The organism is Kitasatospora sp. NPDC056181 (assembly GCF_042266225.1).
Lineage (GTDB): Bacteria > Actinomycetota > Actinomycetes > Streptomycetales > Streptomycetaceae > Kitasatospora.
This window is the reverse complement of record NZ_JBHJUK010000087.1, coordinates 14954-38377: the sequence shown is the minus strand read 5'-3', so window position 1 is coordinate 38377 and position 23424 is coordinate 14954. Positions and strand designations below refer to the sequence as shown.

General features: G+C 73.5%; 18 protein-coding genes and 2 pseudogenes. 2 read left to right on the top strand and 18 right to left on the bottom strand.

All coding sequences use genetic code 11. The features are described 5' to 3' along the window. The 4 genes and pseudogenes from ACFC1F_RS28045 to ACFC1F_RS28030 all read right to left on the bottom strand — a co-directional run. Positions 1-200, bottom strand: a pseudogene (locus tag ACFC1F_RS28045) (LytR family transcriptional regulator); the annotation flags it as partial. 19 nt (positions 201-219) lie between these two features. Then, positions 220-852, bottom strand: coding sequence for a nicotinate-nucleotide adenylyltransferase (nadD, locus tag ACFC1F_RS28040; protein ID WP_148645180.1), 633 nt, complete (start codon positions 850-852; stop codon positions 220-222). Positions 853-1006: 154 nt separating this feature from the next. Next, positions 1007-1165 carry a hypothetical protein gene (locus tag ACFC1F_RS28035; protein WP_174315743.1) on the bottom strand — a complete coding sequence of 53 codons (159 nt, stop codon included), beginning with the start codon at positions 1163-1165 and terminating at the stop codon, positions 1007-1009. A 210-nt stretch (positions 1166-1375) separates the two neighbouring features. Continuing rightward, entirely contained in the window at positions 1376-1522 is a 147-nt protein-coding gene (locus tag ACFC1F_RS28030; RefSeq protein ID WP_174315742.1) for a hypothetical protein, read from the bottom strand. 315 nt (positions 1523-1837) lie between these two features. Here ACFC1F_RS28030 and ACFC1F_RS28025 point away from each other — a divergent pair, with 315 nt between their 5' ends. Next, positions 1838-2920: a M48 family metallopeptidase gene (locus ACFC1F_RS28025; protein ID WP_209416549.1), complete on the top strand. Its 1083-nt coding sequence runs from the start codon at positions 1838-1840 to the stop codon at positions 2918-2920. Positions 2921-2992: 72 nt separating this feature from the next. Here ACFC1F_RS28025 and ACFC1F_RS28020 read toward each other — a convergent pair whose 3' ends face one another. The 11 genes and pseudogenes from ACFC1F_RS28020 to ACFC1F_RS27970 all read right to left on the bottom strand — a co-directional run bounded on the left by ACFC1F_RS28020 (position 2993) and on the right by ACFC1F_RS27970 (position 17449). Beyond that, a complete protein-coding gene (locus ACFC1F_RS28020; protein WP_376162389.1) occupies positions 2993-4054 on the bottom strand; it encodes a hypothetical protein in 1062 nt (353 codons plus the stop codon). Positions 4055-4158: 104 nt separating this feature from the next. Next, positions 4159-4752, bottom strand: a complete 594-nt coding sequence (locus tag ACFC1F_RS28015; RefSeq protein WP_376162387.1) for a hypothetical protein — start codon at positions 4750-4752, stop codon at positions 4159-4161. An 89-nt stretch (positions 4753-4841) separates the two neighbouring features. Beyond that, a pseudogene (locus ACFC1F_RS28010) lies at positions 4842-5750 on the bottom strand (glutamate-5-semialdehyde dehydrogenase); the annotation flags it as partial. Positions 5751-5899: 149 nt separating this feature from the next. After that, on the bottom strand, positions 5900-6427 hold the full coding sequence (locus ACFC1F_RS28005; protein WP_376162385.1) for a hypothetical protein: 528 nt from the start codon (positions 6425-6427) through the stop codon (positions 5900-5902). A 132-nt stretch (positions 6428-6559) separates the two neighbouring features. Then, entirely contained in the window at positions 6560-7696 is a 1137-nt protein-coding gene (proB, locus tag ACFC1F_RS28000; RefSeq protein ID WP_174315741.1) for a glutamate 5-kinase, read from the bottom strand. A 395-nt stretch (positions 7697-8091) separates the two neighbouring features. Beyond that, complete coding sequence (obgE, locus tag ACFC1F_RS27995) at positions 8092-9570, bottom strand: GTPase ObgE (protein WP_376162383.1); 1479 nt, start codon at positions 9568-9570, stop codon at positions 8092-8094. Between the two features lie 99 nt (positions 9571-9669). Next, positions 9670-9927, bottom strand: a complete 258-nt coding sequence (rpmA, locus tag ACFC1F_RS27990) for a 50S ribosomal protein L27 (RefSeq protein ID WP_148645173.1) — start codon at positions 9925-9927, stop codon at positions 9670-9672. Positions 9928-9939: 12 nt separating this feature from the next. Then, complete coding sequence (rplU, locus tag ACFC1F_RS27985; RefSeq protein ID WP_376162381.1) at positions 9940-10257, bottom strand: 50S ribosomal protein L21; 318 nt, start codon at positions 10255-10257, stop codon at positions 9940-9942. Positions 10258-10481: 224 nt separating this feature from the next. Further along, a complete protein-coding gene (locus ACFC1F_RS27980; RefSeq protein WP_376162379.1) occupies positions 10482-14237 on the bottom strand; it encodes a ribonuclease E/G in 3756 nt (1251 codons plus the stop codon). Between the two features lie 264 nt (positions 14238-14501). Beyond that, a complete protein-coding gene (locus ACFC1F_RS27975) occupies positions 14502-15302 on the bottom strand; it encodes a TIGR03936 family radical SAM-associated protein (RefSeq protein WP_376162377.1) in 801 nt (266 codons plus the stop codon). Between the two features lie 221 nt (positions 15303-15523). Continuing rightward, positions 15524-17449 carry a TIGR03960 family B12-binding radical SAM protein gene (locus ACFC1F_RS27970; protein WP_376162375.1) on the bottom strand — a complete coding sequence of 642 codons (1926 nt, stop codon included), beginning with the start codon at positions 17447-17449 and terminating at the stop codon, positions 15524-15526. 246 nt (positions 17450-17695) lie between these two features. On the opposite strand from ACFC1F_RS27970, the gene ACFC1F_RS27965 reads away from it, so the two are divergent. Then, complete coding sequence (locus tag ACFC1F_RS27965) at positions 17696-18994, top strand: M14 family zinc carboxypeptidase (protein WP_376162373.1); 1299 nt, start codon at positions 17696-17698, stop codon at positions 18992-18994. 167 nt (positions 18995-19161) lie between these two features. On the opposite strand, the gene rodA is transcribed toward ACFC1F_RS27965, so the two are convergent. The 3 genes from rodA to mreD all read right to left on the bottom strand — a co-directional run bounded on the left by rodA (position 19162) and on the right by mreD (position 23423). Then, entirely contained in the window at positions 19162-20361 is a 1200-nt protein-coding gene (gene rodA, locus ACFC1F_RS27960; protein ID WP_376162371.1) for a rod shape-determining protein RodA, read from the bottom strand. After that, on the bottom strand, positions 20358-22619 hold the full coding sequence (gene mrdA, locus ACFC1F_RS27955) for a penicillin-binding protein 2 (RefSeq protein ID WP_376162369.1): 2262 nt from the start codon (positions 22617-22619) through the stop codon (positions 20358-20360). The genes rodA and mrdA overlap by 4 nt, the downstream gene beginning before the upstream one ends. Positions 22620-22781: 162 nt before the next feature. Continuing rightward, positions 22782-23423 (bottom strand): rod shape-determining protein MreD, encoded by a 642-nt coding sequence (gene mreD, locus ACFC1F_RS27950; protein WP_209416562.1) that lies wholly within the window; start codon positions 23421-23423, stop codon positions 22782-22784. Between the last annotated feature and the right edge of the window lies 1 nt (position 23424).

Sequence of the window (23424 nt, the reverse complement as noted above, 5' to 3'; positions counted from 1 at the left end):
CCCTGCTGGCCCGGGTAGCCGGCGTAGCCGTCCTGCCCGTACGGCTGCTGCACCGGCTGCCCGTACTGGTCGTACTGCTCGTAGGGCTGCTCGTACCCGCCGCCCTGCACCGGCTGCCCGTACTGGTCGTACTGCTGCTGCCGCTGCTGCGGGTACTGCCCGGTGGACCAGTCGTCCTGCGGTCCCCTGCGATCGCTCATCGGTCGGCCCCTCCGGGGATCAGGTCCGGTGCGGCGCGTAGAGCGCCCGCTTGTCGATGTAGCGGACCACGCCGTCCGGGACGAGGTACCAGACCGGCTCGCCCTTGGCGACCCGGTTGCGGCAGTCCGTGGAGGAGATGGCCAGCGCCGGGACCTCCACCAGGGAGACCCCGCCCACCGGAAGCCCGGCGTCCGAAAGAGTGTGCCCCGGCCGGGTGCAGCCGATGAAGTGGGCGAGCGAGAAAAGCTCCTCGGAGTCCCGCCAGGAGAGGATCTGGGCGAGCGCGTCGGCGCCGGTGATGAAGAAGAGGTCGGCGTCCGGGTGCATCGCGCGCAGGTCGCGCAGGGTGTCGACGGTGTACGTAGGGCCCTCGCGGTCGATGTCGATCCGGCTGACCGAGAACTGCGGGTTCTCCGCGGTCGCGATGACCGTCATCAGGTAGCGGTCCTCGGCCGGCGTGACGTGCCGGTCGGTCTTCTGCCACGGCTGCCCGGTGGGGACGAAGACCACCTCGTCCAGGTGGAACGCGCTCGCCACCTCACTGGCGGCGACCAGGTGCCCGTGGTGGATCGGGTCGAAGGTGCCGCCCATCACGCCGAGGCGCCTCTTCACCGGTGCCGGTCCGCCGGGATTCCCGGCCTGCTCTCCCATGCCGCGATACCTTACGCGACGCCCGTTACGGTGCGGGAACGCCCGGGTGCGGCCCCCGGGAGAGGCCGGGAGATGCGTGAGGGAGCGGCCGGCGCACCTGCCGGACGCTCCCCCGGGCGGCCCGGAACGGGGCTCGGCCGTCCCGGAACGCGGCTCAGCGGTCCCGGTTGAAGCGGGTGGTCACGTAGAGCATCACCAGGAGGATGAACAGCGCGGCGCCACCCGTCAGGTACGGGTTCAGGCTTTCGTGGTTGCCCCCCTCGCCCTCGGAGGCGAGCAGGTTCAGGACGGGAAGTGCGGCGGCAGTGCTCATGGTCGGCGGACCTTCTCGGCTCGGATGACGGACCAGGGGGTGGTACGGGCCGGTGAGGGCCCACCCGTCATCGTACGGGGGCCTACAAGGCAACCGCTCGGCGGCCCACCGCGTCTGATCCGGTGTGAGCCGGGCCCCGGGGCTGCGGGGCCCGGCCGCCCGGTGCCCGGAGGGCCGGAAGGAGGTGCCCGGTGGACTGCCCGAGGGGGCTCAGTTGTTGCGGCCGGCCCGCAGCAGGATCCAGGCCAGCAGGCCGACGCCGACGAACGAGGCCACCACGATGATCCGCAGGAAGAGCCCGGGGCCGTTCTCCGTGGAGATCGGGCCGGCCAGGCTGACAAGGGCGTCGGTGGACATCTGCGGGCTCCTCGGACTGCTCGGTACCGCGGCCAGGTGTGGTCTCGGCTCTCCAGGTCATTCAGGGTAAACCGGTCTCACATCCGCGCCGCCCACCGCCCCCTCCGGCCCCGTCCGCGCCGCGCACCGCACCGCGTTCCCGGGGCGGGCCCGGGGTGCGGCCCGGGGTGCGCCCCGAACGGGCGCCGGGCCGACGGGGCGGCCGCGGGGACGAGTACGCAACCACGGACGTTGCACAGACAGTCGTTGCAGGCGAAGACCAGCGGGGGCCGGCCAGCGGCCGGGGCCGCCGTCGACCAGGAGGTACTCACACCCATGACCGACACCACCGAGAAGGCGCCCAGCCGGCGCCGCCAGCGCTTCCCGGAGATCTCCACCCGGGCCTGGGAGCACCCGGCGGACCGTTCCGCCCTGGTCGCGCTGCGGAAGCTGACCGGCTTCGACGACGTGCTGAAGAAGCTCGCCGGCCTGGTCTCCGAGCGCTCGATCCGGCTGATGTTCCTGGCCACCGCCGTGAAGACCTCCGAGCGTCAGTTCCCCGAGCTGTACGACATGGTGCGCGACGCCGCGTATGTGCTGGACCTGGAGAAGGTCCCGGACCTCTACGTCAGCCAGGACCCGACGGTCAACGCGTACTGCATCGGCATCGACACCCCGATCATCGTGGTCACCAGCGGCCTGGTCGAACTGCTCGACGAGGAGGAGCTGCGCTCGGTCATCGGCCACGAGGTCGGCCACGCGATGTCCGGCCACGCCGTCTACCGGACGATGCTGCTGATCCTCACCAACATCGCCGCCCGGATCGCCTGGGTGCCGCTCGGCAACCTGGCGATCATGGCGATCGTCACCGCGCTCAAGGAGTGGTTCCGCAAGGCCGAGCTCTCCAGCGACCGGGCCGGCCTGCTCGCCGGGCAGGACCTCCAGGCGTCCATGCGGGCCCTGATGAAGCTGGCCGGCGGCCACAACCTGGCCGAGATGAACGTCGACGCCTTCCTGGAGCAGGCCGAGGAGTACGAGAAGGCCGGCGACCTGCGCGACGGTGTGCTCAAGCTGCTCCAGGTGCTGCCGCAGAGCCACCCGTTCGCGGTGGTCCGGGTCGCCCGGCTGAAGAAGTGGGCGGAGAGCGACGAGTACCGCTCGATCCTGGCCGGCGCCTACCCGCGCCGCACCGACGACCCCGACGCCTCGGTCGGCGAGCAGTGGAAGGCCGCCGCCGACCACTACAGCAGCTCGGTGAAGGAGAGCAAGGACCCGCTGATGGGCCTGATCCGCGACGTCGCCGGCGGCGCGGCCACGGTCGGCGGCAAGCTCCGCGACACCTTCGCCGGTGCCGCGCGTAGCAACGGCTCCACGCCCCGCGACGGGCAGGACGGCCACGGCTCCCGCGACCAGGACTGACGCCGCCCCGCCCGACGGCCCCCGGCCCGCCGCCGGGGGCCGTCGGCGCGTCCGCTCCCGGTGGCGGGCCGCTCAGCCGCCCGCCAGCACCGCGCAGACCTGCCAGGCCGGGCGGGCGTGGTTGCCCGGGTCGACCGCCGTCGGCGCGGGCGCCGCGGTGCCGTCCGGTCCGGCCAGCACCGGCTGGACGAAGGCCGCCAGCGAGCCGCTGCACGGCACCGGCCCGGCCTGGAGCACCGAGTCCACCAGCCGCAGCTGGGCGGAGGCCAGGTCGATCCGGTCGAACTGGAAGGTCAGCTGCCGCCGCACGGTCTCCAGCGTCACCGGCGCGCCGCTCGGCGCCCCGGCCGGCTTCAGCGCGTAGACGAAGGTGTGGTCGGTGGTGATCTGCAGCGTGCTGCTGTCCGCCTCGTCGATCCGCATCGCGCCCGCCACCTTCACGCTGTCGGCCGCCAGCGCGACCTGCGTCGGGTCGAAGCGGACCACCCAGCCGGTCAGCGCGTGGTGGCGGTCGTCGATGGGCTGGGACACGCTCGTGTCGAACTGGGCCTGCTCGCCTGGCGTGACGAAGGCCCGCACGTCGGCGGTGGCCCCCTGGACCAGGGCCGCCGGCGCGAGCGAGGAGGCGACCAGGTAGCGCTGCACGGTGTCGAGCGCCTTGGTCACCTCGACCCTGCTGAAGTGCTCGGTGGCCGCCCCCGCGGGTGTGCCGAGACCGATGGCGCCGTCGCCGTATCCGGCCGGCAGCGCGGCGAACGGACTGGCCGGGTCGGCGACCGGCCGGACCGCCGAAGCCGGGCTCAACGCCACCAGGCTGACGGTCAGTTGGCTGCCCTCGGGGCGGGCGGTCTGCCGGTTCGGAGCGCTGATGCCGAAGTACACGGCGGCCGCGAAGGCCAGCAGGATCAGCAGCAGCAGTGCGAGCGCCTGCCGCGGCACGGTGCCCAGCGGTCCGAGCCGCACGCGCGTCCGGGTCGCCCGGCCGAACGAGCCGGCCAGCCGCTCCCGGGCGGACAGCTCCTGGATGCGGGCAGCCCGGACGAACGATTCGTCGAACACGACGGACCGGTACTCGTCCTCGTTTCCGGAACCACCGTCGGGCGCACCCTCCGGAGGCTCTCGCGGGTCACCCATGACACCAGGGTAAGACGCACCGGCGCCCCGCCACGAGGGCGCCCGCGCACATTCCCGGGGACGCCGCGTGACCGCCCGCCCGGGGGCGCACCACCCTCAGCGGATCAGCCCGCCGGTGCGGTGACCACGAGCGACGGCTCGGCCGGCGAGGAGGCCGGGTCGGCCCCGACGCTGCTGCTGCCGGACTCGGGCCGCCGGGGCGTGCCACTGCCGGCCCCGCCCACGCCCTGGTAGACCGCCGCGACCGCCACCGCGACCAGGCTCACGCCCATGATCACGGCGAGCACCCAGGCCACCGGCCGGTGCCAGCGCTGCTGGGCGACGTAGCGCCCGCTGGACGCCCGCACCGGATCGTAGCCGCCGGCCCGGCCCCACCGGCGGGTCCGGCGCCCGGCCGCCCGGCCGGGGCCCGACCACGGGTCGGGGTAGAGGCGGTCGTCGTCGAGCCCGCTCGGGTACGGGCGCAGCTCCAGCGGGAGCCCGTCACCGACCGGGACGTCATAGCCCCAGCCCGCCACCGCCGCGTCCGGCTCGAACCGGGCCTCGGCGGCGGCGAGCTGCCGCTCCTTGGCCGTCGGCTCGTGCACGGCGGCGGAGCGGACGAAGGCCTCATCGAAGACCACGGTGGCGAACTCGTCGTCCGCACCACCGTGGTCGGCGCCGTCGGGGTACGGCAAGCCCCCCACATCCTCAGCCACGGATTCAGCGTATTACCGGGCGGGCGTTTTGTCTGTGGCTCCTCGCAGTTGGTCCGTCACACGTGTGACGGACCGCCGTGCGGCCGGGCTCAGCCGGCGTCGGCCGCGCCGCCCACGGTCTGCGTCGCCTCGCCCCGGACGTGCCCGTCACCAGTGACGATGTACTTGGTGCTGGTCAGCTCGGGCAGGCCCATCGGGCCGCGGGCGTGCAGCTTCTGGGTCGAGATGCCGATCTCGGCGCCGAATCCGAACTCACCGCCGTCGGTGAACCGGGTCGAGGCGTTGACGGCGACCGTGGTGGCGTCGACCAGCTGGGTGAAGCGGCGGGCGGCGGCCTGCGAGGTGGTGACGATGGCCTCGGTGTGGCCGGAGGACCAGCGGCGGATGTGCGCGACGGCGGCGTCCAGCGAGGGCACCACGGCGGCCGCCAGGTCGTAGGAGAGGTACTCGGTCTCCCAGTCCTCCTCGGTGGCCGGCACGACGGTGGCGGGCGAGCCCTCGGCGGCCTTGAGCACCGCGTCGTCGCCGTGCACCGTGACCCCGGCGCCGGCCAGGGCGGCCAGCGCGAGCGGCAGGAAGGTGTCCGCGATGTCCTGGTGGACGAGCAGGGTCTCGGCGGAGTTGCAGACGCTGACCCGCTGGGCCTTGGAGTTCAGCAGGATGCCGACGGCCATCGCCGGGTCGGCCTGCGCGTCCACGTAGACGTGGCAGTTGCCGGTGCCGGTCTCGATCACGGGGACGGTCGAGCCCTCGACCACGGTCCGGATCAGCGAGGCGCCGCCGCGCGGGATCAGCACGTCCACCAGGCCGCGGGCGCGCATCAGCTCCTGGACGGAGTCCCGGCTCTCGCCCGGGACGAGCTGGACGGCGTCGGCGGGCAGGCCGGCCGAGGCCACGGCGTCGCGCAGCACCGCGATCAGCGCGGTGTTGGAGCGGTACGCGGAGGCCGAGCCGCGCAGCAGCACCGCGTTGCCGGACTTCAGGCAGAGCGCGGCGGCGGCCTCCCTGGCTCGGCGCGCTACGGCGAGGACGGGGCTGTCGGCGGTGGCGAGGTCGCTGGTCATGCGCCAAGGGTAGCGACTGCACGACCGCCGCCCGCCGGGTATTTCGCCCGGTGAGACGCCGGACCGGGCCCGGCGGCGGGGGCTCAGTACGGGTGGACACCGCCCAGCTGCGGGGGCGGGTCGCCGAAGCCCTCGGCGACCCGCTTGTGGTAGGTCGCCCGGTCGACCACCTCCAGGCCGACGATCTCCCACGGCGGCAGCTTCGCCGTCGCCTTGTGCTCGCCCCACAGCCGCAGCGCGATCGCCGCCGCGTCGTGGAGGTCCCGGGCCTGCTCCCAGTAACGGATCTCCGCGTGGTCGGCGGCGTAGCGGGCGGTCAGGAAGAACGAGTGGTCGTGTGCCAGCCGCTCCAGCCCGGCCCGCAGTTCGGACAGCGGGGTGACCTGCCCGGAGACGCTCAGCACCACGTGCCAGAGCCGGGCCTGCTCGGGCACGGCGGGCGGGTCGCCCGCGCCCCGTTGGTCCGGCCGGACGCCGCGCGCCGGGCCGGGCCCCTGGGGCGGCTCACCGGCGGGTCCGGCGGGGCCCTCGCTCCCGCGTCCGCCGTCGATGCTGGTCAGCCGCCGGCCCGCCGTTCCTCCGGTCAGCGCTGCCTCGCGCCTGCGTTCCACCGGCGGCCTCCTGTTCGGCGATGTCGTGTCGTCGTGCCCGCCGGCCCCGGCCCGGCGTGTACGGCTGAGCCCTCCTCGCCCGCGGCCGGGCGTTCACCTCGTGCGGTGCCGCCCGTGCCGCCCGCGGCAGGGTCAGCCGCGCAGGACGACCAGGTCGTCGCGGTGGACGACCTCCCGCTCGTACGCGGCGCCGAACTCCTGGGCCAGGTCGCGGGTGGACCGGCCGAGCAGGCGGGGCAACTCCCTCGCATCAAAGTTGACCAGTCCGCGCGCCACGATGTGGCCGTTTTCGGCAAGAAGGTCGACCGGATCGCCCGCGGCGAACTCGCCGTCGACCTTGGTGACCCCGGCGGGCAGCAGTGAGGCGCCCCCGGAGACGACCGCCTCCACCGCCCCGTCGTCCAGGTGCAGGGAGCCCCGCGGGCTGCTGGCGTGGGCCAGCCAGAGCAGCCGGTCGGAGGAGCGGCTGCCGGTGCGCAGGAACAGGGTGCCGGTGGGCCGGCCGGCCAGCGCGTCGGCGGCCTGGCTGGCGGCGGTGAGCACCACGGGGATGCCGGCGCCGGTGGCGATCCGGGCCGCCTCGACCTTGGTGACCATGCCGCCGGTGCCGACGCCGGCCTTGCCCGCGCTGCCGATCTCGATTCCGTCGAGGTCGTGCGGGCCGGCCACCTCGGCGATCCGGCTGGTGCCGGGGCGGCTCGGGTCGCCGTCGTAGAGGCCGTCCACGTCGGAGAGCAGCACCAGGAGGTCGGCCCGGACGAGGTGGGCGACCAGTGCGGCCAGCCGGTCGTTGTCCCCGAACTTGATTTCGGCGGTGGCGACGGTGTCGTTCTCGTTGACGATCGGCATGGCGCCCATCGCGAGCAGCTGGTCGAGCGTCCGGTAGGCGTTGCGGTAGTGGGCGCGGCGGCTGGCGTCCTCGGCGGTCAGCAGCACCTGGCCGACCCGGATGCCGTACCGGGCGAAGGAGGCGGTGTAGCGGGCGACCAGCAGGCCCTGGCCGACGCTGGCGGCGGCCTGCTGGCGGGCGAGGTCCTTGGGCCGCCGGTCGAGGCCGAGCGGGGCGAGGCCGGCCGCGATGGCGCCGGAGGAGACCAGGACCACCTCCGGGGAGTCCGGGCGGCTGCGGATCTTGGCGAGCGCGTCGACCAGGGCGTCGACCCGGTCGGCGTCCAGGCCGCCGGCCGCCGTGGTGAGTGAGGAGGAGCCGACCTTGACGACGATCCGCCGGGCGGTCAGCACCTCCTCCCGCAGTGAGTCCTCGCTCATCTCGCTGTACGCCCTTCCGGTGTGTTGCGGACAACGGCGGACCCGGGCCCTGCCGTCCTCCGCAATCTACGCGATCTGCGCAGTCCGCCCGCAGGGCATTTCACCGGCTGGACCCGGCCCGGCCGCGGCCTCGCCACGGGGCGTCCGGCAACCGGGCCGCGCGGAACGGCCCCTGACCGGACGTCAGCCCGGGGTGGGGCGGCCTCCCGCCGGGCGCACCCGCGCCTGCGGCCCCGTACGGGCCGGGCGGCGGCGCACGGACGGGACGGGCCCGCTCCCCCTCGGCGCAGTGACGTCCCACCGGTCGGGGGGAACAACGCGGCCCCGCCACCCGGGACGGTGGCGGGGCCGCACTGCGGTTCAGCGCCGAGGCTCAGCGCTGCGGTTCAGGCTGGTCAGTCCTCGTCGTCGTCGCCCTCGATGGCCGCCTGGCGGCCGCTGGAGAGCGCCTCGAAGGCGAGGAACTCGGACTCGGCCGCGTCCCGGCCCTTCTGCTTCTCGCGGCGGCGGTCGACCGCCGGGCGCGGGTTCTCGAAGCGGTGGTCCTCACCACGGCGGCCGAGCATCTCCGCACCAGCGGCCATGGTCGGCTCCCAGTCGAAGACGACGGCGTTCTCCTCCGGGCCGATGATGACGGTGTCGCCCTCGTGGGCGCCGACCTTCCAGAGCCTGTCCTCGATGCCGAGGCGGGCCAGCCGGTCGGCGAGGTAGCCGACGGCCTCGTCGTTGGAGAAGTCGGTCTGGCGGACCCAGCGCTCCGGCTTGACGCCGCGGATGCGGTAGGCGCCGTCCTCCTCGGTGATCGTGAAGCCCTCGTCGTCCACGGCCGTCGGCCGCAGCACGATCCGGGTGGACTCCTCCAGCGGCTTGGCGGCCCGGGCCTCGGCGACGATCTGCGCCATCGCGAAGCTGAGCTCGCGCAGGCCCTTGCGGGAGGCGGCGGAGACCTCGAAGACACGGTAGCCGCGCTCCTCCAGCGAGGCGCGGGTGAGGTCGGCGATGTCCTGGCCGTCCGGCACGTCGACCTTGTTGAGCGCCACCAGGCGCGGCCGGTCTTCCAGACCGCCGTACTGGGCCAGCTCGGCCTCGATGGTCTCCAGGTCGGTCAGCGGGTCGCGGCCGGGCTCCAGGGTGGCGCAGTCCAGCACGTGGACCAGCACCGAGCAGCGCTCGACGTGCCGCAGGAACTCCAGGCCGAGGCCACGGCCCTGGCTGGCGCCCGGGATCAGGCCGGGGACGTCGGCGACGGTGTAGACGGTGTCGCCGGCGGTGACCACGCCGAGGTTGGGGATCAGGGTGGTGAAGGGGTAGTCCGCGATCTTCGGCTTGGCCGCGGAGAGCACCGAGATCAGCGAGGACTTGCCCGCGCTCGGGTAGCCCACCAGGGCCACGTCGGCGACGGACTTGAGCTCCATGACGATGTCACGGGATTCGCCGGGCTCGCCGAGCAGCGCGAAGCCGGGCGCCTTGCGGCGGGCCGAGGCCAGCGCCGCGTTGCCCAGGCCGCCGCGGCCGCCGGCGGCGGCGACGAAGCTGGTGCCGTGGCCGACCAGGTCCGCGAGGACGTTGCCCTGCCGGTCCATGACGACGGTGCCGTCCGGCACCGACAGTACGAGGTCCTGACCCTCGGCGCCGGTGCGGTTGCCGCCCGCGCCGGGCTTGCCGTTGGTCGCCTTGCGCTTGGGCGAGTGGTGGTACTCCAGCAACGTCGTGATCTGGGCGTCCACGGTCAGGATGACGCTGCCGCCCTCCCCGCCGTTGCCGCCGTCGGGGCCTCCCAGCGGCTTGAACTTCTCCCGGTGCACGGAGGCGCAGCCGTGGCCCCCGTTACCCGCGGCGACGTACAGCTCGACGCGGTCCACGAAGGTGGTCATGGGTGTGCCTCCAGTGCGAAGAAAGTGTTGACCTGCTGTAAAGCATGAAGGGTGGACCGGATCATCCCGGCCCACCCTTCATTGTGAGTCTTGTCAGACTCAGGCCTCGACGGCCACGATGTTGACGACCTTGCGGCCGCGACGGGTACCGAACTGCACGGCACCGGCGGTCAGCGCGAACAGGGTGTCGTCGCCACCACGGCCGACGTTGGCGCCCGGGTGGAAGTGGGTGCCACGCTGGCGGACGATGATCTCGCCGGCGTTGACGGTCTGGCCGCCGAAGCGCTTGACGCCGAGGCGCTGGGCGTTCGAGTCACGGCCGTTACGGGTAGAGCTTGCGCCCTTCTTGTGTGCCATCTCGCTATCCCCTTACTTGCTGACGGAGTCGATGCTCGTGATCCGCACAGCGGTGTGACGCTGGCGGTGACCCTGGCGACGACGGTAGCCGGTCTTGTTCTTGTAGCGCAGGATGACGATCTTGTCGCCCTTGGTCTGGTCGACCACCTCGGCGTGAGCCTTCACGCCGGCCAGCACCCACGGGTCGGAGGTGACGGCGTCACCGTCGACGACCAGGATGGTGGAGAGCTCCACCGAGTCACCCGGCTTGGCCTCGATACGGTCAATCTCCAGCACGTCGCCGACGGCGACCTTGTGCTGGCGGCCGCCTGCGCGAACGATCGCGTACATGCGGTACCCCATTTCCTAACTCGGTCGGAGCTCCTGATGCCAGCCACCTGGGTACGGACACAGGGGCCTCTCCCCGACACCTCTGACGAGGGCCCGGAAGGTGATGTGCTCGGGAGCAAGGCGTAGACACGCCGAGGGTCAAGAATACGGACCGGCCGCCGCAGGGGCAAACCGGACCGTACGGGCCCGGGGGCGGGCGGTGACCCGCCCCCGGACCGCGGGCACTACTCGGCTGCCGAATCACCCTCGGCGGCCGCGGCCTTCTTGGCCGCCGCGCTGGTCCGCTTGGTGGCGGTCTTGCGGGCGGTGGTCTTCTTCGCGGCGGCCGCCGTGGTCTTCTTGGCGGCCGTCTTCTTCGCGGCGGTCTTGCGCGCGGCCCGCTTCTTCGGCGCCGGCGCCTCCTCGGCGGGCTCCTCGGTCGGAGCCTCCGCGGGGGCCTCGGCAACCTCGACGACCTCGGCGGCGGCCTCGGCCGGAGCCTCGGTGACCGGCTCGGCCTCGGCGGGCGTCTCGGCGGGCGTCTCGGCCGGAGCCTCAGGAGCCTCGGCCGGCGCCTCGGCGGCCGAGAAGGCCGCCTCCAGCGCCGCGTCGGCCCGCGCCTGGAGCACCACGATCTCGGCCTCGGCGGGCGCACCGGCCGGAGCCGTCGCCTTGCGCACCGCACGACGGCGGGTGCGGCCGGCGGGCGCCGCGGGGGCGGCCGGGATCTCGACCAGGCTCGGCTGGGCCGGCGCCTCGGCGGCGGCCTCGGCCACCGGCTCGGCGACGACCTCGGACGGGGCCTCGGCCGCCGGCACCTCGATCGCCAGCTGGCCCTCGATCTCCTCGCGGATCTCCTCGCGCTCGGGCGCCTCGGTGGCCGCCTCGACGGCCTCCACGCCCTCCACGCCCGCCTCGGCGGCCTGGAGCTCCTCCTGGGACGCCCCGCCCTTGCCCCGGCGCCGGCGCTTGCCGCCGCCCGCGCCCGCCTCGCCGGCCGGAGCCGCCGGAGCGTGCACGTGGGTGCTCGGCTGCTCCATGTGGACGATCACGCCGCGGCCGTTGCAGTGCACGCAGGGCTCGGAGAAGGACTCCAGCAGGCCCTGGCCGACCCGCTTGCGGGTCATCTGCACCAGGCCCAGCGAGGTGACCTCGGCCACCTGGTGCTTGGTCCGGTCCCGGCCCAGGCACTCCAGCAGGCGGCGCAGCACCAGGTCGCGGTTGGACTCCAGCACCATGTCGATGAAGTCGATCACGATGATGCCGCCGAGGTCGCGCAGCCGCAGCTGGCGCACGATCTCCTCGGCCGCCTCGATGTTGTTCCGGGTGACGGTCTCCTCGAGGTTCCCGCCCTGGCCGACGAACTTGCCGGTGTTGACGTCGATGACGACCATCGCCTCGGTGCGGTCGATCACCAGCGAACCGCCGCTGGGCAGCCAGACCTTGCGGTCCAGTGCCTTCATCAGCTGCTCGTCGATCCGGTAGGTGGCGAAGACGTCCACCTCGGAGGTCCACCGCTGGAGCCGCTCGGTGAGGTCCGGGGCCACGTTGGAGACGTAGTCGTGGATGGTGCTCCACGCCTCGGTGCCGGAGACGATGACCTTGGTGAAGTCCTCGTTGAAGATGTCGCGGACGACCCGGACGGTCATGTCCGGCTCGCCGTACAGCAGCGCGGGGGCGTTGCCGGTCGCGGCCTTCTTCTGGATGTCCTCCCACTGCTGCTGGAGGCGCTGGACGTCGCGGGTCAGCTCCTCCTCGGAGGCGCCCTCGGCGGCGGTGCGCACGATGACGCCCGCGTCGTCCGGGACGATCTTCTTGAGGATCTGCTTCAGGCGGGCCCGCTCGTTCTCCGGCAGCTTGCGGGAGATGCCGGTCATCGAGCCCTCGGGCACGTACACCAGGTAGCGGCCGGGCAGCGAGATCTGGCTGGTCAGGCGGGCGCCCTTGTGGCCGATCGGGTCCTTGGAGACCTGCACCAGCACGGACTGGCCGGACTTCAGCACCGACTCGATCCGGCGCGGGCCGCCGTGGCCGCCCAGCGAGCCGAAGTTGACCTCGCCGGCGTACAGCACCGCGTTGCGGCCCTTGCCGATGTCGACGAAGGCGGCCTCCATCGACGGCAGCACGTTCTGGACCTTGCCCAGGTAGACGTTGCCGACGTACGAGGTGGCCTGCTCCTTGTTGACGTAGTGCTCGACCAGCACGCCGTCCTCGAGGACGCCGATCTGGGTGCGCTGGCCGTTCTGGCGCACCACCATGACGCGCTCGACCGACTCGCGGCGGGCCAGGAACTCGGCCTCGGTGATGATCGGCACCCGGCGGCGGCCCAGCTCGCGGCCCTCGCGACGGCGCTGCTTCTTCGCCTCCAGGCGGGTGGAGCCCTTGATGGACTGCACCTCGTCCGGGTCGAACGACGGCTCGGTCGAGCGGCGGCGCGGCTCGCGCACCTTCACGACCGTGCGGACGCCGTCCTCGGTGGTCTCGGCGGCCTCGGTGGCGCCGGCCTCACCGCTGCGGCGGCGACGGCGACGACGGCGGCGGGACGAGGCCAGGCCGGCGGACAGGTCGTCCTCCTCCTCACCCTCCTCGTCCTCGACGGCGACCGGCTCCTCGACGGGCTGCTCGGCCTCGGCCGTCTCGGCCTCGAACTCCTCGGCCTCGCCACGACGGCGGCGGCGGCCGCCCCGACGGCGACGGCGGGACGGACGGCCGTCCTCCCACTCGTCCTCGGCCTCCGGGCCGGTGGCGGCGGGCGCCTCGACGGCGGCCGGAGCCTCCACGGCGGGCGCCGGGACCGGCTCCTCGACGACCGGCGCGGCCGGCGCGGCCTGGACTGCCTGGACTGCCTGGGCGGCCGGCGCTGCCTGGGCGGCGGCCTTGCGGCGGGACGGGGTCTGCACCCGCACCTGGGTGCGGGTGCGACGACGACGGCCGACGCCGCTGTACTCGAACTCGTCCTCGTCCTCGGTGGCCTGCACGGCCGGCGCCGCGGCCGGGGTCTCGGCCGGAGCGGCGGCGGCAGGCTGCGCGGCGGCGGGCTGCGCGGCCGGGGCGACGAAGGGGGCCGGCTCCTGGAAGACCGGGGCCTGGAAGATCGCGGTGGACGGGCGGACCGCGCGGCGGCGCACCCGCTGCGGCGGCTCGGCCTCGGCGGCCACGGGGGCCGGGGCGGGCTCCGGCGCGGCGGCCGGCCCGGGCGCGACGACCTCGGCCTCCTCCTCGGCGGGCGCCTCCTCGGCGACCGGCTCCTCGGCCGGGGCCTCCTCGACGACCGGCGCGGCCTCGACCACGCGGCGGCGGCGGGCACGACGGGCCGGCGCGGCCGGGGCCTCCTCGGCGGGCGCGGCCGGCGCGGCGGGAGCCTCGACGGCGGCGGGCTCCTCGACGGGCGCGGCCGGGGCGGCCGGCTCCTCGGCGGCGGGCGCGCTGACCGGCGCCTCGGCACGCTTGCGGGTCCGGCGGGCCCGGGCGGGCTTCTCCGCGACCGGCTCGGCCTCGGCGGCGGGCTCCTGCGCGGAAGCGGCCTCGGCGGCCTCCGGCGCGGTGACGACGATCGGGGTGGCCTCCGGCGCCCCGGCGGGGGCCTCGGCACGCTTGCGGGTCCGGCGGGCCCGGACCGGCTTCTCCGCGACCGGCTCGGCCTCGGCGGCGGCAGGCGCGGCCTCGGCGGCGGGCGCCGCGGCGGGCGTCTCGGCCGGGATCACCGTCTCGGCGGCCTCGGCGGCCGCTCCCTGCGGGGTGCCCGCCGGGCGGGACACCGCCCGGCGACGACGGCGCGGCGGCGCGGCGGACGCGCCCTCGCCACCGGCGACGGCGGACTCGTTCTGTTCCGTTGCCGCAGACTGCTGCGGATCGGTGTTATCGAGCATGCGGGTGGATCTCCCGTCAGGCCCCCGGGCTCCGCATCCGGGCACGGCAGGGCACCGATGGCCGGCCGGCATCCCTACGGATGCTCGGGCCGGACCCTTTCCCGGTGCCGCCGTGCGGACGCGAGGCCGCACAGGGGCTCGTAGTCTCGCTCGGCGCCCCGCCCTCGGCGGGGTGTCGAAAGTCTTCTGGTCTGACCAGTCTTCTGAGGTTTTCCCAAGCTGCGCCGTCCCCCAACCCCGGGTGGCTCCCGGACGGGGTCCTCGGGCCCGCCGACCATCGGGGTCGGCGGGCCACAAGAGGCCGGCCTGTGCTTCGACGACGCTCGCTCCCCTGGGGAGCCGCGGGGGCCTGGAGGACCAGCGGGCCCAGTGGGTACTGGCCCCGGCCTCCGCCCGCTAGGCGGACGCGGTTGCGCGCGGCTCGCCGGCCGCCACTGGGCCGGCCGGGGCCGCGGCGCGGTCGAGCGCCAGCGGGTCGGTCACCGTGCCGGTCTCCTCGTCGAGCGGCCCCTGCGCCAGCCTGGTCACCTCTGCGGGGACCGGCGGCGCCAGGTCGGCCGTCGCACGGAGACCGGACAATACGTCGTCGGGTCGTACGGCGGGTGTGGCGTGTCGTACTACCAGGCGCAGTATCGCACAGGGACGGCCGGTCCGAACATCGCGGGCCCCATCGCCCTCCGCGTCCGCACCGCCGTCGACCTGCGGCGGGAGGATTTCCAGCGCCGCCACCGCACCGCGCGCGTCGAAGACCCGCACGCCGTTCTTGGTGAGGCGTTCGACCTCGACCCGCTCCTCGGCCAGGAAGAGCCCGGCCGCGCGGGCCGCCTCCTCCCGGGTGACACCGTCCAGGCGGACCTGCCACTCGGAGGCCTCCAGGCGCTCCACGAAGTTCGGCGTCCGGACCTCGACGGCGTCGATGACGTCCAGGCCGCCGGGCAGCGACTCGTCGAGCTGCGCACGCAGCTCCTCCGGGTCGCGGGCCGCGGCGAGCCCGATCTCCAGGTACTCCGCCTCGCTCGCCACCCCGGTCGGAGCGGCGTTGGCGTAGGACACCTTCGGGTGCGGGGTGAAGCCTGCCGAATAGGCCATCGGCACGGCCGACCGGCGCAGAGCGCGCTCGAAGGCGCGCTGGAAGTCGCGGTGGCTGGTGAAGCGGAGCCGGCCGCGCTTGGTGTAGCGGAGACGAATCCGCTGCACCGTCGGCGCGGGCGGCGGACCGTCGGGCGTACGGCGTGCCAGGGTCGCTCAGTCCTTAGTCAGTTGTCCCCGTCCGGCGCGGCGTCTGTGCACCGCTGGCCGGACTCTGTCACCTCAAAGGGTACGCGCCCGGCCGGACCACTCGCTCCGCCCCTGGTCAGCCCGGACACGACGACCCCCGCCCGGAGGGATCCGGACGGGGGTCGCAGGAGGCGCGGGAACTACTTGACGACCGTCAGCGGCAGCAGCTTCTTGCCGGTCGGGCCCACCTGGATGTGGGTGTCCATCTGAGGACACACCCCGCAGTCGAAGCACGGGGTCCAGCGGCAGTCGTCGACCTCGACCTCTTCGAGGGCGTCCTGCCAGTCCTCCCAGAGCCAGTCCTTGTCGAGGCCGCTGTCCAGGTGGTCCCAGGGCAGCACCTCCTCGTAGGTCCGCTCGCGGGTGGTGTACCAGTCGACGTCGACGCCGGTGCCGGCCAGGCCCTTCTCGGCCGAGGCCATCCAGCGGTCGTAGGAGAAGTGCTCGCGCCAGCCGTCGAAGCGGCCGCCGTCCTCGTAGACGGCGCGGATGACGGCGCCGATCCGGCGGTCGCCGCGGGAGAGCAGGCCCTCGACGATGCCGGGCTTGCCGTCGTGGTAGCGGTAGCCGATGTTCTTGCCGTACTTGCGGTCGCCGCGGATGGAGTCGCGCAGCTTGGCCAGGCGGGCGTCGGTGTCCTCGGCGGAGAGCTGCGGGGCCCACTGGAACGGCGTGTGCGGCTTGGGCACGAACCCGCCGATGGAGACGGTGCAGCGGATGTCGTTCTGGCCGGTGACCTCGCGGCCCTTCTGGATGACGTTCTTCGCCATCTCGCCGATCTGGAGCACGTCCTCGTCGGTCTCGGTGGGCAGGCCGCACATGAAGTACAGCTTCACCTGGCGCCAGCCGTTGCCGTACGCGGTGGCGACGGTGCGGATGAGGTCCTCCTCCGACACCATCTTGTTGATCACCTTGCGCATGCGCTCGCTGCCGCCCTCGGGGGCGAAGGTGAGGCCCGAGCGGCGGCCGTTGCGGCTCAGCTCGTTGGCGAGGTCGATGTTGAAGGCGTCGACGCGGGTGGACGGCAGCGACAGGCCGATCTTGTCCTCGCTGTAGCGGTCCGCCAGGCCCTTGGCGATGTCACCGATCTCGGTGTGGTCGGCGCTGGACAGCGACAGCAGGCCGACCTCCTCGAAACCGGTCGCCTTGAGCCCGCGCTCCACCATCTCGCCGATGCCGGTGATGCTTCGCTCCCGCACGGGGCGCGTGATCATGCCGGCCTGGCAGAAGCGGCAGCCGCGGGTGCAGCCGCGGAAGATCTCGACGGACATCCGCTCGTGCACGGTCTCGGCGAGCGGGACCAGCGGCTGCTTCGGGTAGGGCCACTCGTCGAGGTCCATGACGGTGTGCTTGGAGACCCGCCACGGCACCCCGGGCGCGTTCGGCACGACGCGGCCGATCCGGCCGTCGGCCAGGTACTCCACGTCGTAGAACTTGGGCACGTACACCCCGCCGGTGCGGGCCAGGCGCAGCAGCAGCTCGTCGCGCCCGCCCGGGCGGCCCTCGGCCTTCCAGCCGCGGATCAGCTCGGTGATGTCCAGCACGGCCTGCTCGCCGTCGCCGACGACCGCGCAGTCGATGAAGTCCGCGATCGGCTCGGGGTTGAACGCCGCATGGCCGCCGGCCAGGACGATCGGGTCCTCGTCGGTGCGGTCCTTCGCCTCCAGCGGGATGCCCGCGAGGTCGAGCGCGGTCAGCATGTTGGTGTAGCCGAGCTCGGTGGAGAAGGAGAGCCCGAACACGTCGAAGGCCTTCACCGGACGGTGGGCGTCCACGGTGAACTGCGGGACGTCGTGCTCGCGCATCAGCGCCTCGAGGTCCGGCCAGACGCTGTAGGTCCGCTCGGCCAGCACGCCCTCGCGCTCGTTGAGCACCTCGTAGAGGATCATGACGCCCTGGTTGGGGAGGCCGACCTCGTAGGCGTCGGGGTACATCAGCGCCCAGCGGACGTCGCAGGCGTCCCAGTCCTTGACGGTCGAGTTGAGCTCGCCGCCGACGTACTGGATCGGCTTCTGGACGTGCGGGAGGAGGGCCTCCAGGCGTGGGAAGACCGATTCGACAGTCATGTACTAGGAACCCTTACGAGTTTGAGCGGTGCCGCGCGCATCGACTCCCGGTCGGGGCGGCGGGCGGCGTCTGGGAGGGGTGACCCTCAAGGGTAGCCGAATCCGCGGGCCACCCGGCCGGGCCTCGGGCCCCGCCCGCGGGGGCGCGGGCCCGCTCACCGACCGTTGACAGCCCCGGACGGACCGTGCCGTACTGTCAGAGCCCTGCCTGAATCCCCAGCTCGCCACCGGGACAAGGAAGTTGACATGTACGACGGCACCGCCGGCGGTCCCCGGCCGCCTCTGACCGCAGTGCCGCGCCGGGAAGCGACGGGCTACCCGACGGTGGCCCGTGCGGTCGCGGCCGCGCGGCGGCTGGCCCGGCTGCGCCCGGAGCGCTGCCGGCTGCGCGAGGTGGGGCGCTCCCGGGCCGGCCGTCCGCTGGTCGTGCTCTCGGTCGACGAGGGCGAGCGGGCCGTCCTGGTGGTCGGCGGGCCGCACCCCAACGAGCCGGTGGGGGTGGCGTCCGCGCTGCGCCTGGCCGAGCGGCTGCTGGAGCTGCCGCCGCGGCCTGGGGTGGCCTGGCACGTGCTGCTCTGCCTGGACCCGGACGGCGCCGCGCTGAACGAGGGCTGGCTGGGCGGCCCGCTGACCGCCGCGCGGCACTACGAGCACTTCTTCCGGCCGTCCTTCGACGAGCAGCCCGAGCTGATGCCGCCGCCGGACGGCGGCATCCCGCCGCTGCCGGAGAGCCTGGCGCTGACCGGGCTGATCGACGAGCTGCGGCCGGTGCTCCAGTGTTCGCTGCACGGGGTGGACTTCGGTGGTGCGTTCGTCCAGCTGACGCGGCCCGTCGCGGGCCTGCCGGAGCGTTTCGCCCGGTCGGTGGCGTGCGGCGGCATCCCGCTGGACGTCGACTCCTACGACGCGGTGGGCTGGGACCGTCCGGCCCCAGGTGCGTACGTGATGCCGGCGCCGGGTGCCGGCTCGCTGGTCCTGCCGGACCGGCCCGAGCACTCCACCTGGTCGCACGCGGCCCGGTACGGCGGGGTGACGGCCGTGCTGGAGGTGCCGATGTGGGCCGTCGAGGAGGTCCGCGACGGCGGGCAGCACCCGCAGGCCGGCGCCGCCGTCCGGGCCGCCGCCGCCACCCTGGGTGCCCGGGTGGAGGTGCTGGCCGGGCTGTTGCCGCTGGTTCCCGCGCATGCCGGCACGGCGTACGGGCCGTTGCTGCGCGCCACCGAGTTCAACCTGAGGGTCTGCCCGCTGCTGGTGGACGAGCTGCGGACCGGGTGGTGCGCCACCCCGCTCTCGGTCTCCCGGGTGACCACGGCCCGGATCGTCGCGGAGCGGCTTCCGCTGCGGATCGCCTCGATGCTGTTGCGGCTGCTCGCCGACACGGGCGGCCCGGCGGTGGAGGCGGCCCGGGCGCAGGCCCGGGCCGTCGTGGCGGCGGGGCTGGTGGGGCTGGACCGGCTCGGCGCCCGCTGGGTGCCGGTGGAGACCCAGGTGGCGCACCAGGCCCGGGCGGTTCTGACCGCCGCCGACTGCGTGCTGTCCGGCTGACCCCCGCCACGCCGCGGTCCCGGGTCGTGGTCGCGCCCCCGGCCTGCGCGCCCCGGACCGCGGGCCCCGGACCGCGCACGGAGCCGCACGGAGCCGCCGGAGCCGCCGGGGCGGCAGACGACGGGCCGGCCCGGGGAGTGCCCCCGGACCGGCCCCGGTCACCGTGCTCAGGCCGCTATCGGCCGTTGGCTCTGCACCGCCTGCAACAGCCCGATCGCCACCCAGGTCGCGAACATCGACGACCCGCCGTACGAGACGAACGGCAGCGGGATGCCGGCCACCGGCATGATGCCCAGGCACATCCCGATGTTCTCGAAGCCCTGGAAGGCGAACCAGGCGACCACCCCGGCCGCCACGATCGTCCCGTAGAGGTCGGTGGCCTGCCGGGCGATCCGGCAGCCCCGCCAGAGCACCACGCCGAGCAGCACGATGATCGCCATCGCCCCGAGGAAGCCGAGCTCCTCGCCGGCGACCGTGAAGACGAAGTCGGTCTGCTGCTCCGGCACGAACTGCCCGGTGGTCTGCGTCCCGTGGAAGAGCCCCTTGCCGGTGAGCCCGCCCGAGCCGATCGCGATCCGGGCCTGGGCGGTGTTGTAGCCCACGCCCGACGGGTCCAGCGCCGGGTTGGCGAAGGCGGCGAAGCGGTCGATCTGGTACTTGCTCAGCACCCCGAGCTTCCAGATCGCCACACAGCCGCCGACCCCGGCCAGGATCAGCCCGAAGACCCAGCGGTTGGCCGCGCCGGAGGCCAGCAGGATGCCCAGCACGATGACGGCCATCACCATCACCGACCCGGCGTCCGGCATCAGCATCACGACGGCCATCGGCACCGTGGCCCAGACCAGCCCGCGGAACACCGCCCGGTTCGAGGGGAACTCCCGCTCCCCCGCGTCCACCTGGTCCGACAGCACCACGGCCATCGCCAGCACGATCGCCAGCTTGGCGAACTCGGCCGGCTGGACGGAGAAGCCGCCGCCGAGCTGGATCCAGGAGTGCTGGCCGTTGATGGTCGAGCCGAGCGGGCTCAGCGTGGCCGCCAGCAGCAGGATCACGCCGGTGTACAGGAACGGCACCACGGTGCGGAACCGGCGGCTCCCTATCCCTATCACCACCGCGCACAGCACCATCCCGATCACCACGTTGGTGAGGTGCCGGAAGAGGAAGTACTGCGGATCGCCGTGGGTCAGCGAGTCCCGCCCGCGGGTGGCCGACCACACCAGCAGCGAGCTGCCCAGGGAGAGCACCAGTGCGGACAGCAGCAGTATCCAGTCGATCCGCCAGAGCGGGGAGTCCTTGGCGAGGGCCTTCGACACCCCGCGGCGCTGCGGGGCCAGCCGCAGCTGCCGGTACGACCCGTAGGAACTCATGCGCGGCTCCTTCCCGTGCTCCGGGCCGGTTCGAGGGCGGCGTCCACCGCGGTGAGCGGGGTCGCCGGGCCGGAGGGCTGCGCCGGGTCGAGGAAGACCCGCGGAGCGCTGCCGGTCACGCCCGGGTCGCCCTGGGCGGCCGGGGAGTACGCGGCCGGCTTGATGATCGCGGTGCCGTCCGGGTTGAACTTCGGCAGCTCGGCCTGCGGCTTGGGCAGCAGCGCCTTGCCGCCGTCGACGTTGCCCTTGTCGTCCACGCCGTACAGCGCCTGGTAGATCCGGCGGATCGCGTCACCGGAACCGCCGGAGCCGGTGCCACCCTGGCTTATCGTCATCACGACCGCGTAGTCGCCGCTGTAGGTGGTCAGCCACGAGGTGGTCTGCTTGCCCTCGACCTCGGCGGTGCCGGTCTTGGCGTGCAGCTCGATCTTGCCCTGCGGCCAGCCGGCGCCGGTGAACTTCCAGGCGGCGGTGCCGCTGGTGATGACGCCGGCGGTGGCCTGGTCGATGTAGCTCAGCAGCTTCTGGTCGCCGGGGAACTTGGAGTCCTCGTGCGGGGCGATCTCGCGGACGAGATCCCCGCCCGGGCTTATCACCGCCTTGGCGACGGTCGGGCGGTAGAAGGTGCCGCCGTTGGCGAGCGCCGAGTAGATCCGGGCCATCTGGATCGGGGTGACGAGCGTGTCGCCCTGGCCGATCGCGAAGTTGACCGAGTCACCGGCGCGCATCTGGTAGCCGTCGACGCAGTTCTCCCGGGCGATCTGGTCGGAGAAGGTGTTGCCGCCCTTCTCCGCCTGCTTGCACCAGGCGTCCTTGTTGTTGTCGTAGAAGGACTGCTTCCACTGACGGTCCGGCACCCGGCCGGTGACCTCGCTGGGAAGGTCGATGCCGGTCTTGGCGCCGAGGCCGAACTGGTGGGCGGTCTTGTAGAACCAGTCCGCCGGGTCCTTCTTCGGCTTGATGCCGCCGTCCTTCATCCACTGGTCGTACGCCAGGCCGTAGAAGACGGTGTCGCAGGAGACCTCCAGCGCCTTCTCCAGGGAGATGGCGCCGAAGTTCTCGCTCTCGAAGTTCTTGAACTCGCGGCCGCCGATGGTCAGGCTCTTCGGGCAGTCGTACCGCCCGTCCAGCGAGTAACCGGCCTGCACGGCGGCGGTGGTGGAGATGACCTTGAAGGTCGAGCCGGGGGCGGACTGACCCTGTATGGCCCGGTTCAGCAGCGGGAAGTTGGACTCCTTGCTGGTCAGTGCCTGGTAGTCCTTGCCCGAGATGCCGCCCTGCCACAGGTTGGGGTCGTAGGTCGGGGCGCTGGCCATCGCGACGATCCGCCCGGTGTGCACGTCCATCACGACGGCGGCGCCGGAGTCGGCCTCGTAGTTGCGGTTGGTCACCTTGTCGAAGGTCTTGCGGGCGTCGTTCATCGCCTGCATGAGGTTGTCCTCGACGACCTTCTGCACCCGGGCGTCGATGCTGGTCACCAGGTTGTTGCCGGTCTGCGGCTCGACCGTGCCGGCGGTGCCGATCACCCGGCCGAGGTTGTCGACCTCCAGCTTGGTGATCCCGGCAGTGCCGCGCAGGTCGCGGTCGTACACCGACTCCAGGCCGGCCCGGCCGATCTGGTCGGCCGGCAGGTAGCGGTCGAGGCCGCTCTTGTCGGCCGTCTTGGAGACCTCCTCGTCGGTGACCGGCGAGAGGTAGCCGAGCACCTGGGCCATGTTGGCGCCCTCGACGCCGGTGTAGTGGCGCACGGCGGTGGGCTGCGCGGTCACCCCGGGGAAGTCCTCGCGACGCTCCATTATCTGCAGCGCCTGCTGGGTGGTCGCCTCCTTGGTGACCGGGATCGGCTGGTAGGGCGACCCGTTCCAGCAGGGCTGCTGCGTCTTGGCGTCGCAGAGCCGGACCTTCTCCTGGACGTCCTTGGCCGGCATGCCGAGCACCTCGGCGAGCCGGGTCAGCACCGCCTTGCCGCCGTCCTTCTGCTGGAGCAGCGAGGTGCGGCTGACGGAGACCACCAGCCGGGTCTCGTTGCCTGCCAGGATGCGGCCGGAGGCGTCGAGGATCTCGCCGCGCACCGCGGGCTCGACCACCTCGCGGATGTGGTTGCCGGTCGCCTTGGCGGTGTAGACGCTGGCGTTGCGGATCTGCAGGTACCAGAGCCGTCCGCCGAGGGTGGCGAGCAGCGACAGCACCAGGATCTGCAGCACCACCAGACGGATCGTCACCCGCCGGGTACGGCCGGTCTCGGGGATGTTGCTCACGTCTCGTGCGCTCCAGAGTGCGGGGGTCCGGACAAGGGGGTCGGGGTGTTGCGGACGCGGAGGGCGTTGCGGGCGCGAAGGACCTTGCGAGCGCGAAGGGCCTTGCGGGCGCGAAGGGCCTTGCGGGCGCCGGGTGTCACGGGCACGGTGTCACGCGCGGTGTCACGGGCGCTTGGCGAAGCCGAGCGAGCGCTTCTTGCGGTAGCCCGGCCCGGACGACGCCTCACGGGTGGTGCGGTAGCGGGCCAGCGTGCCCAGGCCCGGTCCGCCCTCGTCGTCCCCGGCGGCGGCGGCCACCGGGTCCTTCCCGAAGCGGCGCCCGACCAGCATCACCACGGGCACCACGAACGGCGCCAGCAGCAGGTCGTACAGCAGGGCGGTGACCACCAGGCTGCCGAGGCCGACGTGGCGGGCGGCGGTGTCGCCGACCAGGGCGCCGACCATCGCGTACAGCAGCGTCGAGGCGACCGCCGCGGCGGCCACCACCAGCAGCGCGCTGGAGACCGAGCGCTGGCGCCCGTGGTCGGGGCGCAGCAGCCCGGCGGCGTAGCCCATCAGACAGAGCACCAGGGCGTAGCGGCCGATGGCGTGGTCGGAGGGCGGTGCGAGGTCGGCGAGCAGGCCGGCCGCGAAGCCGACCAGGCAGCCGCCGGTGGGGCCGTAGACCATGGCCAGGCCGACCACGACGAGCAGCAGTATGTCCGGGGTGGCGCCCGGGAGCTGGAGCCGGCCGAAGACGCTGACCTGGAGGATCAGGCCGAGCAGGACGAGGACGGCGGAGACGGGGATGCGGGCGAGGCGCATG